Consider the following 15,596-nt stretch of genomic DNA (forward strand, 5'->3'; position numbering starts at 1 on the left):
GCGGTGCCGCCATGCATGCGCGTGCCCTTTCGCGAGCCTATCAGGCCGCAGTTTAGGACGGTTTCATTGCCACATCGTGAATGCACGCAGGATTACGACGGTCGCCATCCATCCGCCTTGAGGACCTCGCCGGCGAGATAGAGACTGCCGCAGATCAGAATCCGCCCTAAAGGCGCGGATTGCGCGATCGTGGCTAGCGCCTCGGCCACGGTCGGGCCCGGCTGGGCACGAAAATCGCTGGCGGCGACGATGTCCGCGACCGGGAGTGCCATGTGCTGACCCGGCTCGACGACGGCATGAACTGACTGCGCGCACTCCAGCAGCGGATGCAGAAAGCCGCGCGCATCCTTGCTCTGCTTCATGCCGATGATGAGGTGGATCGGCCGGTCGGCCCAGCCGGTGAGCAGTTCGGCCAGGATCACGCCGGCGCCGGGATTATGGCCGCCGTCGAGCCAGAGCTCCCAGCCGGGCGGCAGGGTGGCGGCGAGACGGCCGCCCAGGCGCTGCATGCGCGCGGGCCAGTCGATGCGCGCGAGGCCTTGCCAGCCATGCTCCGGCACGACGAGGCCGGAGGCGCGCAGGGCGGCGACGGCGAGACCGGCATTTTCGATCTGGTGTGGCCCGAGCAGTCCCGGCAGCGGCAGATCCAGACCGCCGTGCGAATCCTCGTAGCGCATGACGCCTGGTGCAGCCGTGATCCGCCAGTCACGGTCGCGCAGCAGCAGCGGAGCTCCGCTGCGTTGCGCCTGGGCGGCAAGCACGGCGTGCACCGGTTCCGGCTGCCGGCCGCTGACCACCGGCACGCCGGGCTTGATGATCCCGGCCTTCTCGGCTGCGATGGCTTGGAGGCTGTCGCCGAGGAATGCTTCGTGGTCCATCGAGATAGCGGTGATCACGCAGGCGGCCGGGCGCTCGATCACGTTGGTCGCATCGAAGCGGCCGCCGAGCCCGACCTCGACGATCGCGAGATCGGCCGGATGGCGCGCGAACAGCAGGAAGCCGGCGGCGGTCAGCACCTCGAAGACGGTGATCGGCTGGCCGGCATTGACCCGCTCGATCTCCTCCAGGGTGCGGGTCAGCGCGTCCTCGGCAACCAGGCTGCCGGCGATGCGGAAGCGCTCGGTGACGTCGACCAGATGCGGCGAGGTGGTGACATGCGCGGTCCAGCCGGACGCCTCGGCGATGGCGCGCAGCATCGCGCAGGTGCTGCCCTTGCCGTTGGTGCCGGCGACATGGATCACCGGCGGCAGGTGGCGTTCAGGGTTGCCGAGGGCGGCAAGCAGGCGCTCCAGGCGGCCGAGCGAGAGGTCGATCAGCGTGGGGTAGAGCGCGTTTAGCCGTTCCAGCACGGCCCCGGGGCGGCCGCTGAACTCGGGGCTGATATAAGACGGGCTGGCCGCGTTCAGGCGGCCTCGCTGGCCGGTTCGCTGTTGTTCTGGGTCGCTGGCAGGTTGCCGAGCAGGGCGATGATCCGTCCGAGCGTCTCGCGCATCGCGCCGCGTGGTATCACCATGTCAAGCATGCCGTGCTCCAGCAGGTATTCGGCACGCTGAAAGCCCTCTGGCAGGGTCTCACGCACGGTCTGTTCGATAACGCGCTGGCCGGCGAAGCCGATCAGCGCATGCGGCTCGGCGATCTGCACGTCGCCGAGCATGGCGAAGCTGGCGGTGACGCCGCCGGTGGTGGGGTCGGTCATCACGACGATATAGGGCAGGCCGGCCTCGCGCAGCATCTGCACGGCGATCGTGGTGCGCGGCATCTGCATCAGCGAGATCATGCCCTCTTGCATGCGCGCGCCGCCCGAGGCGGTAAACACAATCAGCGGTGCCTGTTGCAGGACGGCGAGCCGGCTTGCTGCAACAAAGCCCTCCCCGAGAGCCGCTCCCATGGTGCCGGCGAGGAACTCGAACGCCATCACGCCGACCACCGCCTTGTGGCCGGTGATGGTGCCGTGTGCCACCACCAGCGCCTCGTCGAGATGCGTGCGGGCGCGGTTTTCCTTGAGGCGGTCGCTGTAGCGCTTCTGGTCGCGAAAGCCGAGCGGGTCGGCAGGCGCGCGCGGCAGCTCGATGCGGGTGAAGCTGTCCGGATCGAAGGTCCACTGCAGGCGCTCGAGCGCCAAAGCGCGCATATGGTGGCCGCATTGCGGGCACACCTTGAGCGTGCGTTCGAGCTCTTTGACAAAAATCATCTGGTTGCAGGCGCTGCACTGGGTCCAGAGATTGTCCGGGACGTCGCGCCGGCCGAGCAGGTTGCGGATCTTCGGGCGAACGTAGGTGGTCAGCCAGCTCATGCGCTCATCTCCGTCAGGCGGGCGGTGCGGACACCCTCGGCCAGGGCGGCGACCTGGTCGAGCACCTGCCGCACGGTGTCGGGGCCGGCGCGACCGTGCGCATCGAGCGAGGCCGCCAGGGTCTGGATCAGGGCGGAGGCGACGACCGCGGCGTCGGCGACGCGGACCACGCCGGCGGCCTGGGCCGGGGTGCGTACGCCGAAGCCGATCGCGATCGGCAGGCGGGTGGCCGCGCGCAGGCGTGGCAGAGCGGCGGCAAGCTCCGCGTCGCTGGCCGAGCGGGTGCCGGTGATGCCGGTGATGCTGACATAATAGATGAAGCCCGAGGCGCCGCGCAGGACCGTGGGTAGTCGCGCGCTGTCGGTGGTGGGCGCGACCAGGCGGATGATGTCGAGGCCGGCGTCCGCGGCCGGGGCTTCGAGCAGGTCGGCCTCCTCCGGCGGCAGGTCGACCACGATCAGCCCGTCGACGCCGGCGAAGCCGCAATCGCGGCAGAAATCGGCGGCGCCGTAGCTCTCGATCGGGTTGAGATAACCCATCAGGATGATCGGAGTCGTGTCATCGTCGGCGCGGAAACGGCGCACCATCTCCAGCACGCGGGCGATGGTCGACCCGCCACGCAACCCGCGGATCGCCGCCGCCTGGATGATCGGGCCGTCGGCCATCGGGTCGGTGAACGGCACGCCGATCTCGATCAGGTCAGCGCCGGCTGCCGGCATGCCGCGAAGGATGGCGAGCGCGGTGTCGAAATCCGGGTCGCAGGCCTCCAGGAAGGGGATCAGCGCGCCGCGTTCCGAACGCGCAAGGGCGGCAAAGCGCGCCGCGATCCGGCTCACAGGGTGACTCCTAAATGCTCCGCCACGGTGTAGATGTCCTTGTCGCCGCGGCCGGACAGGTTCATCAGCACGATTTGTGCCGGGTCCATTTTCGGGGCGATCTTGGCGACATGGGCGAGTGCGTGCGCGCATTCCAGCGCCGGGATGATGCCCTCGGTGCGGGTGCAGAGCTGAAAGGCGGCGAGCGCCTCGTCGTCGGTGGCCCCCACATACTCGGCGCGGCCGATTTCGTGCAGCCAGGAATGCTCGGGCCCGATGCCGGGATAGTCCAGGCCGGCGCTGATGCTGTGCGCCTCGTTGATCTGGCCGTGTGTGTCCTGGAGCAGGTAGGTGCGGTTACCGTGCAGCACGCCCGGGCGGCCACGGCTGATGCTGGCGGCCTGCTCGCCGCTGTCGAGGCCGCGCCCCGCCGCCTCGACGCCGATCAGCCGCACGGTCGGCTCGTCGAGGAAGGCGTGGAAGATGCCCATGGCATTGGAGCCGCCGCCGACCGCCGCGACCACCGCATCCGGCAAGCGACCCTCTACCTCGTGCATCTGCACCCGCGCCTCGTCGCCGATGACGCACTGGAAGTCGCGGACCATGGTCGGATACGGGTGCGGGCCAGCGACGGTGCCGATCAGGTAATAGGTGTCCGCGACGTTGGCGACCCAGTCGCGCATGGCGTCGTTCATCGCGTCCTTCAGCGTGCCGGCACCGCTTTCCACGGCGTGGACCTCGGCACCGAGCAGGCGCATGCGGAACACGTTGGGTTGCTGCCGCGCAATGTCGGTGGCCCCCATATAGACCACGCATTTGAGGCCAAACAGGGCGCATACCGTGGCGGTGGCGACGCCGTGCTGGCCGGCGCCGGTCTCGGCGATGATACGGGTGCGGCCCATGCGTCGCGCCAGCAGGATTTGGCCCATGACGTTGTTGAGCTTGTGCGAACCGGTATGGTTCAGCTCCTCGCGCTTGAGATAGATGCGCGCGCCGCCGAGTTCCTCGGTCAGGCGACGGGCGAACCAGAGCGGGCTGGGGCGGCCGACATAGTCCTTGAGGTAGTAGTCGAGTTCGCGCCGGAACGCCGGATCGGCACGCGCCGCCTCGTAGGCCTGCTCCAGCTCGAGGATCAGCGGCATCAGCGTCTCGGCGACGAAGCGGCCGCCGAACACGCCGAAGCGGCCACGCGCGTCGGGGCCGTGGCGCAAGGAGTTGGGGCGGGTCTGAACGGTCACCGTGCGAATTCTCCGGCTGGAGGGACTTCCTAGTGCAGCGGCGCTGCACTAGCAAACCGGCACGCTTTGCACGCTGGGAGGTTGCATGTTTCTGGCCCACGCGCCTGGTCGCGCGTCCGTTCCGGTGACGGGCGAGCGGGAGTCTGATTTGACGAGCTGGCTCGATCTGCTCAACCCAACCCCGGAGGAGCGGGTGCTGGCCGAGCGGCTCAGCGGCCTGCGCGTGCCGACACGCGAACAGCTCGACGAGATCGAGAGCTCCAGCCGGCTGCAGTTGCAGGGCGACGTGTTCTATTTGTCGACGCCGCTCGCGCGTCGGATCGATGATGGGCCCGCTCTGGTCACCCCGATCGGCTTCGTGCTCAGCGCCGATCGGCTGATCACGGTCCGCTTCACCGCGTTCCAGACCTTCGACGCGGTGGCGAAAAGAGTCGCGGCTTCCGATGCCGGGTGCGGGGCGGATGCGACCATGATCCTGCTGCTGGAGGCGCTGGTCGACCGGCTGGCGGACACGCTGGAGAAGGTCGGCCTTGATCTCGACGGGCTCTCTGGACGCATTTTCGGCGTCACCTCCAGCCACGGCACCGACGCCGACAAGGCGTTGCGCGACATGTTGCAAAAGGTCGGGCGCGCCGCCGACCTGCTCTCGGACGTGCGCGAAAGCCTGCTCGGGCTCGGGCGGATTGCGATCTATGTCGGCGAGAAGTCGGGGCCGGCCGTGCACGCCTCGCTGAAGACGCATCTCGCGACCATCGGTCGCGACATCAGCAGCCTGAACGACTACGTCGCGCAGATGGACAACAAGGTGCAGTTCCTGCTCGACGCGACCCTCGGCTTCATCAACATCGAGCAGAGCAACGGACTGCGTCTGCTGACCGTGGTCAGCTTCATCGGCGTGCCGCCGACCCTGATCGCCAGCATCTACGGCATGAATTTCAAGGACATACCGGAGCTGACCTGGAACTACGGCTATTTTTACGCGCTTGGCATGATGGCGCTGACGATTACCGGCCCGCTGTTCGTGTTCTGGAGGAAGGGATGGCTTGGAGGTCGTTGAAGCAAATTGTTGCTGGCGTTCTGCTTGCGGTCCTTGCACAAAGCGCAGCCTTTGCCGCCGATCCAAATGCCCTGATGCGCCGCATGTCGTCGCAGCCGTGGCGTTATGGTGGCAAGCTCTGTTGCGCGACGCCGGGGACCTTGCTGATGGCGCTCGACCTGCCTGGGCCGGACGGCAGCATACGCGGCGAGGCGATGTTGCTGACGCCGGATCGCCACCTGATCGCGACCGCCGCGGTAACAGGACAGTGGCAGCCCCGGGCGGTGCCGGGGGGCCATGCCTGCACGCTGCGTATGGCGTGGCCGACGCGAGAGATGGTTCTCAGCGGGGTCTGCTCGGCGACGACACTCTCCGGTCGGATCAGCCTCCATACGCCGCCCGGCGGCTGGCTCGACAGCATCGTCCACTGGTGGGGCAGCGAACAGGACTCCGGCCAAGCCTGGATGACACAGGCCGCGTTCTATCAGTGAGTGCTTGACGACGCGGGAAGTCTTCCCCTAGTAACGCCTTGCCCTGGATGCAGACGCCGTTCGCGCGTTATGGTCCAGACGCGGTATCCGCCCGGAACCTGGTTGCAGTGCAGTTCGGATCCAATCCGGCCTCAGCGATCAATGTCCCACGCACGCGGTGTGTTCCTCACCTATCCTGTCATGCCATTCGAGGCGTCCCAATGCACCTCGCCGAACTCAAGACAAAAACGCCATCCGATCTGCTGTCCTACGCGGAATCGTTGCAGATCGAGAACGCGTCGTCGCTGCGCAAGCAGGACATGATGTTCGCCATCCTCAAGAACCTTGCCGATAACGACCAGGCGATCCACGGCGACGGCACGCTGGAGATCCTCTCCGACGGGTTCGGCTTCCTGCGCTCGCCCGAGGCCAACTACCTGCCCGGCCCGGACGACATCTATGTCAGCCCGAGCCAAGTGCGCCGTTTTGCCCTGCGCACCGGCGACACCGTGGAGGGCCAGATCCGCGCGCCGCGCGACGGCGAGCGCTATTTCGCGCTGCTCAAGGTCAACACCATCAATTTCGAGCCGCCCGAGGCGGTGCGCCACCGGATCAATTTCGACAACCTGACGCCGCTCTATCCGGAGCGCCGCCTGAAGATGGAATACGAGGTCGCCGTGGTCCCCGGAGCCACCGGCAGCAAGAGCCAGGGCAAGGACTACACCTCACGGGTGATCGATCTGGTCTCGCCGATCGGCATGGGCCAGCGCGCCCTGATCGTGGCCCCGCCGCGCACCGGCAAGACGGTGATGCTGCAGAGCATCGCCACCGCGATCTCGACCAACCATCCGGATGTGTTCCTGATTGTCCTGCTGATCGACGAGCGGCCGGAAGAGGTCACCGACATGGTCCGCTCGGTGCGGGGCGAGGTGGTCTCCTCCACCTTCGACGAGCCGGCCACCCGGCACGTGCAGGTGACGGAGATGGTGCTGGAGAAGGCCAAGCGGCTGGTCGAGCACAAGCGCGACGTGGTGATCCTGCTCGATTCGATCACCCGGCTGGCGCGCGCCTACAACACCGTAGTGCCGTCGTCCGGCAAGGTGTTGACCGGCGGCGTCGACGCCAACGCGCTGCAACGGCCGAAGCGCTTCTTTGGTGCGGCACGCAATATCGAGGAAGGCGGCTCGCTGACGATCATCGCAACCGCGCTGATCGATACCGGCAGCCGCATGGACGAGGTGATCTTCGAGGAGTTCAAGGGCACCGGCAACTCCGAGCTGATCCTCGACCGCAAGCTCTCCGACAAGCGCACCTTCCCGGCCATCGACATCACCAAGAGCGGCACCCGCAAGGAGGAGCTGCTGGTGGATCGCGGATCGCTGTCGAAAATGTGGGTGCTGCGCCGCATCCTCTCGCCAATGGGCACGATGGATGCGATGGACTTCCTGCTCGACAAGCTGAAATACAGCAAGACCAACCAGGATTTCTTCGACGCAATGAATACCTAATCCGGGATCAGCACGGTGCTGCCGATGGTGGCGCGCGATTCGAGTGCGCGGTGCGCGTCGGCGGCCCGACTGAGCGGGAATTGCTGGCCGATCTGCACCTTCAGCGCACCGCTGGCGACGACGTCGAACAACTCCGCGGCGGCACTCTCGAGTGCGTCCCGCTTGGCGACGTAGCTCATCAGGGTCGGTCGGGTCACATACAGGCTGCCACGCACCGCCAGCAGGCTGAGATTGACGCCGGTGACTTCGCCGGACGAATTGCCGTAGCTCACCATCAGGCCGCGCGGCGCCAGGCTATCGAGGCTGGCAATGAAGCTCTCCGCGCCGACACTGTCATAGACAACGGGCACCATCGCCCCGCCGGTCAGTCGCTTGACCTGGGCTGCGAGGTCGGTCAGGCCGATGATCGTATGGGTGGCACCGTTCTGGCGCGCGACCTCGGCCTTCTTTTCGGTGGAGACGACGCCGATCACGTCGGCACCGATATGCCTGGCCCACTGGCAGAGCAGCAGGCCAACGCCGCCGGCCGCGGCATGGACCAGAATGGTCTCGCCCGGTTGCAGCGGACGCACCTGGCGCAACAGCGCCTGCACGGTCAGGCCGCGCAGCATCATGCCGGCGGCAGTTACGGTATCGACGCTGTCGGGCAGCTTGACCAGCCGGTCGGCGGCAATCACCCGGCGGCTGGCATAGCTGCCCATCGACGAGCTGTAGGCAACCCGGTCACCCGGCGCCACGCCTGTCACCTTGTCGCCAACCGCCTCCACGATCCCCGCACCCTCCATGCCGAGCACGGCGGGAAACGACGGCAGCTTGTACATGCCGGTGCGGTAATAGACGTCGATGAAGTTGACGCCGATCGCGTCCTGCCGGATCAGGGCCTCTCCGGCGGCCGGAGCTGGAGTCGGCGTATCCTCCCAGCGCAGGATCTCGGGGCCGCCATGTTGATGGATCCGGATCGATTTCGACATCACTGGTCTCTCTCATGATCGAGCAGGAAGCGTTTGGTTTGCATGCCGCCCTCGGCGGTGAAGCCGCCGATGCCGTCGCGGGCGACGACCCGATGGCACGGGATCAGGATTGGCAGCGGGTTCTGGCGGTTGGCTTGGCCCACGGCGCGGGGGCTACCGCCAATTCCGCGCGCAATCTCGCCATAGGTTCGCGTCGCACCGAACGGGATCGCACGCAAGGCGTCCCACACCTTCAGACGGAACGCGGTGCCGAGCGGCGCCAGCGGCAGGTCGAAGGCGACAAGCGCACCGTCGAAATAGGCATGAAGCTGGTCCCGGGCCCGAAACAGCAGTTCGGTCTCTTGCTGCATGCAGCCCCAGCCCCAGTCGAGGGCAACCAGGGCGTCGTCTTCCTGCGAGACGGTCAGCGGACCGAGGGGACTATGAAGGGAGAGTTGCGGCAATCATGGCTCCGGGGTGAGCCGCATGGCAGGACAGGCCTGTCCACCTGTCAAGCAGCCCAGCATGAAACGGGCCGATCCCTATCGTGAGTACGATCTTCGCGCTTGCCACGGCGAGCGGCCGCGCCGCGATCGCGATCATGCGTCTCAGCGGTCCGGCGTGCCACGACATCCTGCGCGCGCTCTGCCGCGGCCAGGTGCCGCCGCCTCGCCGGGCGGCTCTGCGGAGCCTGTGGTCGGGCGACGATCTGCTCGACCGGGCGCTCGTGCTGTGGCTACCGGGTCCGGGCAGCTACACCGGCGAGGACAGCGCCGAGCTGCATCTGCACGCCGGTCCCGCGATCATCGACGCCGTTGCCGACGCCCTGGTCGCATGCGGCGCCAGCCCCGCCGAGCCCGGCGCGTTCACCCGACGCGGGTTCCGGAACGGCCGGCTCGACCTGCTCGAAGCCGAAGGCATCGCCGACCTGATCGAGGCGGAGACGCAGGCGCAGCGTCGCCAGGCGTTGCGCCAGACCGAGGGGGCATTGAGCCGTCTGTATGATGACTGGGCCGCCCGGCTGCGCCTGGTGCTGGCGCAGCAGGAGGCGTTGATCGACTTCCCCGACGAGGCGCTGCCGCCGGAGATCGAGGCGACGCTGCTGGCCGAGCTTGCGGCGTTGGGCTCCGAGATGGCGGCCCACATGGCGGCTGGGGGCCCCGGCGAGCGGCTGCGACGCGGCCTGGTGTTCGCGATCGTCGGGCCGCCGAATGTCGGCAAGTCGAGCCTGCTGAACGCGCTCACCGGGCGCGATGCCGCGATCGTCTCGGCGCTGCCGGGCACCACGCGCGATGCGCTGGAGGTCCGTGTCGTGCTCGGCGACGTGCCTGTGACCCTGGTCGATACCGCAGGCCAGCGTGAGACCAGCGACGCCGTCGAGGCGGAAGGCGTGCGACGCGCCCGCGCCCATGCCGAGCAGGCCGACCTGGTGCTGCAGGTGATCGACCCATTCTCGCCGGTGCCGCCCGCCGGCCTGGTCGTCTGCAACAAGATCGACCAGGCGCTGGCACCAGCCGGTACGATCGGCGTGAGCGCGCTCACCGGGGCCGGGCTTGCGGACCTCACCGCCACGCTGGCCGGGCGCGCCCGCGCGCTGACCGCGCAAAGCGGGCCGCCGCCGCTGACACGCGCACGCCACCGCGCTGGGATTGGCGAGGCGGCAGCCCATCTCGATCGCGCGGCGCAGGCGCATTGGCCGGAACTGCGCGGCGAGGAACTCCGGCTGGCAATGCGTGCTTTGGGTCGACTCACCGGCCGGATTGGTGTCGAAGACCTGCTTGACACGGTCTTCGGACAATTCTGTATCGGCAAATGACGCATTCCATCAGCATTCATCCCGAGGTGATCGTCGTCGGCGGCGGCCATGCCGGCTGCGAGGCCGCCGCCGCCGCCGCCCGCATCGGGGCGAGGACGCTGCTGCTCACGCACCGCAGGAGCAGCATCGGGGTGATGTCCTGCAATCCTGCGATCGGCGGAATCGGCAAGGGCCACCTGGTCCGCGAAATCGATGCGCTCGACGGGCTGATGGGCCGCGCCGCTGACCGTGCGGGCATCCAGTTCAAGCTGCTCAACCGCTCCAAGGGCCCCGCCGTGCAGGGGCCGCGTGCGCAGGCGGACCGTTCGCTCTATCGCGCGGCGATCCAGTCGCTGCTGACTGAGACCCCGGGCCTGGAGATCGTGGAGGCCGCCGTCGACGATCTGCTCGTCGATGCGTCGGGGCAAGTCAGCGGCGTGCTCTGCGCGGACGGCCGCACGATCCATGCCGGCGCCGTCGTGCTCACCGCCGGCACGTTCCTGCGCGGTGTCATCCACACCGGCCACCGCAGCATGCCGGCCGGCCGCATCGGCGAGGCGCCAGCATCGCGACTGGGCGCCCGGCTGGAAGCTCTGGGTCTGCCGACTGGCCGGCTGAAGACCGGAACCCCGCCGCGCCTCGCCCGCGACAGCATCGATTGGGAGGCTCTGCCGGAGGATCGCGGCGATGCCCTCCCCGAGCCGTTCAGCCGCCTGACCACTGCCATCGACACCGAGCAGCTCGCCTGCCGCATCACCACCACCACCCAAGCCACGCACGCGATCATTCGCGACAACCTGCATCTCTCGGCGGTTTATGGGGGCGCCATCGCCGGGCGCGGGCCGCGCTACTGCCCGTCGATCGAGGACAAGGTGGTGCGCTTCGCCGAGCGCAACGGCCATCAGGTGTTTCTCGAGCCGGAGGCCTTGCCGGGTAACCCTGGCGGCGATCTGGTCTATCCGAACGGCATCTCCACCAGCCTCCCCGAGGACGTGCAACTAGCACTCGTCGCTACGATCCCAGGACTTGAGCGCGCGCGGGTTGTACAGGCCGGTTACGCCGTCGAGTATGACTTTATCGACCCGCGCGCGCTGCTGCCGACCCTGGAGCTGAAGGCGCTTCCCCGCCTGTTCCTGGCCGGGCAGATCAACGGCACCACGGGCTACGAGGAAGCGGCAGGCCAGGGGATCCTTGCCGGCATCAATGCCGCGCGGCGGGCGGGGGGTCGCGCGTGCGTCACCATCGACCGCGGCCTCGGCTATATCGGCGTGATGGTTGACGACCTGACCACGCAGGGAGTTAGCGAACCATATCGGATGTTCACCTCGCGCTCGGAATACCGGCTCAGCCTGCGCGCGGACAATGCCGACTTGCGGCTGACGGCACTTGGTCTGGAATGGGGATGCGTCGGCGACACGCGCGCGTCTCATCTGGCGCAGGATCGCGCGCTGATCGACGACGCCATGCGGCGCGCCGGCGCGGAGGGCTTCGCGGCCGTCGATCTGCGGCGTGCCGGGATCGCCGCCAGTGCCGATGGCCGGCGCCGTTCGATCCTGGAGATCCTGGCCGGCTCGGCAGTGTCGATCGAGACCCTCAGCGCGCTGGCGCCTTGGCTGGTGGCGCTGCCCGAGCGGGTCCGCAAGCATGTCGAGACCGAAGCCCGCTACAGCGGCTATCTCGGGCGGCAAGCCCGCGAAATCCGTGAACTCGCCAGCGAGGCGGCCATCGTGGTGCCGCACGACCTGGATTACGCGCGCATTGGCGGCCTGAGCAGCGAAATGCGCGAGCGCCTGGCACAAGCGCGCCCTGCAAGCTTCAGCGCCGCCCAGCGCGTGCCCGGCATGACACCTGCGGGGCTGGTCGCCCTGCTCGGCCATATTAGGGCCTGACTTATATTACACCGAGTTTCCTATTATGCTGACGTGCAAGTGCCTGATCAAGGACGTGAATCTGGCAGTGCGGCAGTGCGCTACTGGCTACATCGAGACGCCAAGGAGTTCGAGAGCCTTGTTTTGGATCGGGGTCGGTCGGGTCAGCACGGTGATTGAATAGTTCGGGGTGATCGCGGTGACGATGGTATTGCGTGCCATCGTTGCCAGGTCGGCCAGCAGCGAACGGAAGCTGTGAACCGGCAGTCCTTCCTTGGTGAGACCCGTGGTCTGCTTGGTGACGGCGGCCGGTGATCGCTGTGCCTTGGCGACGACGCTGGTCCGCAAGGCTTCGGCTGCGTCCTTGTCGGTGTCGTCGAACAGCATCGGCGCCAGCCGCTGACGCATGTGCCATTCGACATAGTAGGCCAGCATGCAGAGGAAGACATGCGCGCGCACCCGGTCCGCCAGCCAGTGATTCACAGGGCGCACCTGGAGATCGACCGTCTTGATGCAGAGGAAGGCTCGCTCCACCTGAGCGAGGGATTTGTAGGTGCGCACCGTTGTGGCGTCGTCGAGGGCCTCGGCGGGGAGGCTGGTGCGCACGACATAGAGGCCATCGGTTGCTGCAATCTATGCGCTGACGAGGCTCGATGAGCCGCGACAAGCACCTCGATCGCCTTTTTGACGGAGAATGGTGCCAAGCAACACCTGCAGCTAGGTCGCTTTCGGCAGAGAGAAACCCTGAGCCGGGGGAAGAAAGGTTCCGGTCTGACGGGATTGGCGCCGTCTCCGCCGCTCAAATAAGAAATGGGGCTTTGGACAAGGCCGTTTGTTGCACAGCACAAAAACCACAGAAGGTCTTAAGACCTTCTTGTCGTTCGCAAATGGCGGGTCTATAGTCATGTTATAACTAGGCATGGGATCCTCATCTGCTTGAGGCAAGGCTCTTAGAGACATCGCGCGCAATCACCCCGTTGCCTGCATACCGATTCGGCTTTTGCATAAATACGTTCGACTGCGCCTCATTTCCGAACAATGCTTATGCTTATATTAGCTTGCCTTGCCTGACTACGAATCTGCGCGGAAAACTAGGATGCACGATGGGACAGGAATGTCGCCAAATTGAACTCGGTCGAAGTGATTCGATCCCCGAATACATGGTGAAATGGGAGGGTTCTCCCATACCGCATGCAGTTACCTATCAACGATCATCGTCGATGGTTGCGTTCGCCGAGATCTGCGCGCCCGCAGACCTTCTTAACGAGAGTTGGCATGACATCATCACGTGCTCGATAGCTGCAGCTGCAGCGGCCGGCGTTGCGCTCATCATAGCCGGTCCGGAAGCGGCGACTCCAGCGGTCAATGCCTCCTTCATGCCGTGCCTAGGGGCGAAGCTGAAAGGAAGAGCGCAAGAAGTACAAATTGCCCTGTCTACTCAACAGAAATCCAATAATGACTGGCACAAATAAATAATTCTCAGAAAGGTGGCCCCATGCTCTACAATTGGATCGAGGAGAGGCCGCACGGTGGCGGCCCGGATATCAATCCCTATGCAGGTCCAGTGACGCAGGTCAGGCGCAATGGTCTCAGCTGGGAGGCGAATTGGTATGATAACCGGGATAAGCAGGACCGAAATCTGCTGATCGAGTTGGATCCGACGAATAAGCAGATGACGATTACGGAGAGTGGCGGCGGTGGAAGTTCGCCGACGCAGGTTTGGCAGAACCGGCCCGGAGGTCCAGCCGGTTTTGGGAACAAGCCATACGCGGTAATAGGCGATGTCTATTCGATGGAGGGTGTCTGCATCACCGAGAACGGCAACGCGGTGACAGACAAGTGGAATATATATGTCACAAACTTAAACTTGCCGCAGTGATCTTGTTCACGCGCGAGAAAGTCCGCGCTCTGGTTGGGGCTGTTTGATAGGCGGTTCGTTTTGCAATAACAGCTACGTTAGACTGAATAGATGACCGACCGCCTCAAGGTGCTCGCGAACAACTACCTTGACCATATCCGGGTTGCTGTTGAGGCAGACGACCGGGGAGCCCCGTTTAGAGACTTCTTTGTGACCTGAGCCCCAACTTCCTTCCACTCAAAAGTAGAGTCCGCGGTTGCCGGCACGCTCATCGTGACGGTGTTTCTTGGTTTGGTCGAGCGCCGTTTCTTCGTTCCGGCCCTTTTCCACCACGCACCCGCGCGAAGCCTGGGTCAAGCTTGGCCGCAGGCCACTGGCGAAGCCGGCGGCGTCAGCCGGGCTTAGCCCGAGTTTCCTATTACGCTGACGTGCAAGTGCCTGATCAAGGACGTGAATCTGGCAGTGCGGCAGTGCGCTACTGGCTACATCGAGACGCCAAGGAGTTCGAGAGCCTTGTTTTGGATCGGGGTCGGTCGGGTCAGCACGGTGATTGAATAGTTCGGGGTGATCGCGGTGACGATGGTATTGCGTGCCATCGTTGCCAGGTCGGCCAGCAACGAACGGAAGCTGTGAACCGGCAGTCCTTCCTTGGTGAGACCCGTGGTCTGCTTGGTGAAAGCGGCCGGTGATCGCTGTGCCTTGGCGACGACGCTGGTCCGCAAGGCTTCGGCTGCGTCCTTGTCGGTGTCGTCGAACAGCGAGAGCTGCAAGGCGCTCGATTGCAGCAGCGCCTTGATTGCCGGGCCGCGCAGCGCGGTGATCCAGTCCAGACCGGCGGTGCGGATATCCTCGGTGCTGCGCGCCTGCGTAATCATGCCGCGGTCGCCGACCAGAACCACATGGTCGAGATGGAAACGCGGCTTGAGCTTGCCGATCTGTGCAGACAGGGTTTTCGGATCGGCGGTGTTGCCGTCGAAGACTTCAATGGCAACGGGGCAGCCATCCGGAGCACAGAGCAAGCCATACACGATCTGCAATATGCCGCGTCGCCCGTCACGGCTATAGCCGCGCTTGGCCAGCGGGCAACAGCGACCTTCCATATAGCTCGACGAAACGTCGTAGAGCACGAGCGTGCCATTGGCCAGATGGCGCTTGGCGAGCGCAGTCTCGATGGCGGGCTGACGTTCCAGCAGCCAGTCGAGCGCGGTGTAGAGTTCATCCTCATCGATCTCGCCGAGACCAAGCAAGTTGCCAAGGCTTGATGCGGCAGTGGCGGGCGAGAGCGCACGCGCGGCGGCGAGCTTGGAGGTCGGATCAAGGATGCGGCTGACGATGAGCGCGAGCACCAGGTCGTGACAGCGGTTCCCCTCGGGTCCGAGGATGCGATGAAGGCCGATCTTGCGGGCGGTCCCGAGGACTGCTGCGACATGGCCGTGCGGCAGACTGCGAATGACGGTAAAAGCCTCATGCTCAACTGGGATTACAGTGCCCCCCTTGAGCACGCCATGCAGCCCTTCGATATGGGCAGCCGGCCAGTCGGAAAGATTGCATAGGGTCCGCTTCCGGACGCGGCCGTGCTCGCGATAGCTCTCCCGCAGGAGAATGGCGGGGGGGGCGAGTTCCGGTTGGGCACCGCTTCGATATACATGACGAAGGATATGCACGATCCGACCGGAGTACAGGCCCATAGAGCAAAACACATGGCTAAGTTTTTAACCAGAGTTCTTCATTCTTGCAGCCATTTCAGACACTTGGCCGCAAGGCA

Annotated in this window: 15 protein-coding genes; 7 read left to right on the forward strand and 8 right to left on the reverse strand. The window is 65.8% G+C overall.

All coding sequences use genetic code 11. The features are described from left to right. Positions 1–92: 92 nt before the first annotated feature. From ACQY4K_RS11140 to trpB, 4 genes are read right to left on the reverse strand one after another with little or no spacing between them, the layout of a single operon-like run. Entirely contained in the window at positions 93–1,406 is a 1,314-nt protein-coding gene (locus ACQY4K_RS11140; RefSeq protein WP_428396075.1) for a bifunctional folylpolyglutamate synthase/dihydrofolate synthase, read from the reverse strand. Continuing rightward, entirely contained in the window at positions 1,403–2,293 is an 891-nt protein-coding gene (accD, locus tag ACQY4K_RS11145; protein ID WP_428390280.1) for an acetyl-CoA carboxylase, carboxyltransferase subunit beta, read from the reverse strand. The genes ACQY4K_RS11140 and accD overlap by 4 nt, the downstream gene beginning before the upstream one ends. Further along, complete coding sequence (trpA, locus tag ACQY4K_RS11150) at positions 2,290–3,129, reverse strand: tryptophan synthase subunit alpha (RefSeq protein WP_428390281.1); 840 nt, start codon at positions 3,127–3,129, stop codon at positions 2,290–2,292. Before trpA ends, accD begins: the two co-directional genes overlap by 4 nt. Continuing rightward, positions 3,126–4,346 carry a tryptophan synthase subunit beta gene (gene trpB / locus ACQY4K_RS11155; RefSeq protein WP_428390282.1) on the reverse strand — a complete coding sequence of 407 codons (1,221 nt, stop codon included), beginning with the start codon at positions 4,344–4,346 and terminating at the stop codon, positions 3,126–3,128. The genes trpA and trpB overlap by 4 nt, the downstream gene beginning before the upstream one ends. Positions 4,347–4,431: 85 nt before the next feature. On the opposite strand from trpB, the gene ACQY4K_RS11160 reads away from it, so the two are divergent. From ACQY4K_RS11160 to rho, 3 genes are all read left to right on the forward strand, one after another. After that, positions 4,432–5,403: a magnesium transporter CorA family protein gene (locus ACQY4K_RS11160; RefSeq protein WP_428390283.1), complete on the forward strand. Its 972-nt coding sequence runs from the start codon at positions 4,432–4,434 to the stop codon at positions 5,401–5,403. Positions 5,404–5,486: 83 nt separating this feature from the next. Beyond that, complete coding sequence (locus ACQY4K_RS11165) at positions 5,487–5,873, forward strand: hypothetical protein (RefSeq protein WP_428390284.1); 387 nt, start codon at positions 5,487–5,489, stop codon at positions 5,871–5,873. 200 nt (positions 5,874–6,073) lie between these two features. Beyond that, positions 6,074–7,360, forward strand: coding sequence for a transcription termination factor Rho (gene rho / locus ACQY4K_RS11170; protein ID WP_428390285.1), 1,287 nt, complete (start codon positions 6,074–6,076; stop codon positions 7,358–7,360). Here the strand turns inward: rho and ACQY4K_RS11175 are convergent. Continuing rightward, positions 7,357–8,331 carry a quinone oxidoreductase family protein gene (locus ACQY4K_RS11175; RefSeq protein ID WP_428390286.1) on the reverse strand — a complete coding sequence of 325 codons (975 nt, stop codon included), beginning with the start codon at positions 8,329–8,331 and terminating at the stop codon, positions 7,357–7,359. The two genes, rho and ACQY4K_RS11175, sit on opposite strands and share 4 nt — an antisense overlap. After that, positions 8,331–8,774 carry a methylated-DNA--[protein]-cysteine S-methyltransferase gene (locus tag ACQY4K_RS11180; RefSeq protein WP_428390287.1) on the reverse strand — a complete coding sequence of 148 codons (444 nt, stop codon included), beginning with the start codon at positions 8,772–8,774 and terminating at the stop codon, positions 8,331–8,333. The genes ACQY4K_RS11175 and ACQY4K_RS11180 overlap by 1 nt, the downstream gene beginning before the upstream one ends. An 80-nt stretch (positions 8,775–8,854) precedes the next feature. On the opposite strand from ACQY4K_RS11180, the gene mnmE reads away from it, so the two are divergent. Beyond that, positions 8,855–10,126: a tRNA uridine-5-carboxymethylaminomethyl(34) synthesis GTPase MnmE gene (gene mnmE / locus ACQY4K_RS11185; protein WP_428396077.1), complete on the forward strand. Its 1,272-nt coding sequence runs from the start codon at positions 8,855–8,857 to the stop codon at positions 10,124–10,126. Beyond that, positions 10,123–11,994: a tRNA uridine-5-carboxymethylaminomethyl(34) synthesis enzyme MnmG gene (gene mnmG / locus ACQY4K_RS11190; RefSeq protein WP_428390288.1), complete on the forward strand. Its 1,872-nt coding sequence runs from the start codon at positions 10,123–10,125 to the stop codon at positions 11,992–11,994. Before mnmE ends, mnmG begins: the two co-directional genes overlap by 4 nt. A gap of 87 nt (positions 11,995–12,081) precedes the next feature. Here mnmG and ACQY4K_RS11195 read toward each other — a convergent pair whose 3' ends face one another. Further along, positions 12,082–12,579 carry a hypothetical protein gene (locus ACQY4K_RS11195; RefSeq protein WP_428390289.1) on the reverse strand — a complete coding sequence of 166 codons (498 nt, stop codon included), beginning with the start codon at positions 12,577–12,579 and terminating at the stop codon, positions 12,082–12,084. Between the two features lie 497 nt (positions 12,580–13,076). Here ACQY4K_RS11195 and ACQY4K_RS11200 point away from each other — a divergent pair, with 497 nt between their 5' ends. Beyond that, positions 13,077–13,445: a hypothetical protein gene (locus ACQY4K_RS11200; protein WP_428390290.1), complete on the forward strand. Its 369-nt coding sequence runs from the start codon at positions 13,077–13,079 to the stop codon at positions 13,443–13,445. A 23-nt stretch (positions 13,446–13,468) separates the two neighbouring features. Then, positions 13,469–13,852, forward strand: coding sequence for a hypothetical protein (locus ACQY4K_RS11205; RefSeq protein ID WP_428390291.1), 384 nt, complete (start codon positions 13,469–13,471; stop codon positions 13,850–13,852). 461 nt (positions 13,853–14,313) lie between these two features. Here ACQY4K_RS11205 and ACQY4K_RS11210 read toward each other — a convergent pair whose 3' ends face one another. After that, positions 14,314–15,495 (reverse strand): IS1634 family transposase, encoded by a 1,182-nt coding sequence (locus ACQY4K_RS11210; protein ID WP_428390292.1) that lies wholly within the window; start codon positions 15,493–15,495, stop codon positions 14,314–14,316. Positions 15,496–15,596 lie beyond the last annotated feature (101 nt).

The organism is Lichenicoccus sp. (assembly GCF_965276875.1).
Classification (GTDB): domain Bacteria; phylum Pseudomonadota; class Alphaproteobacteria; order Acetobacterales; family Acetobacteraceae; genus Lichenicoccus.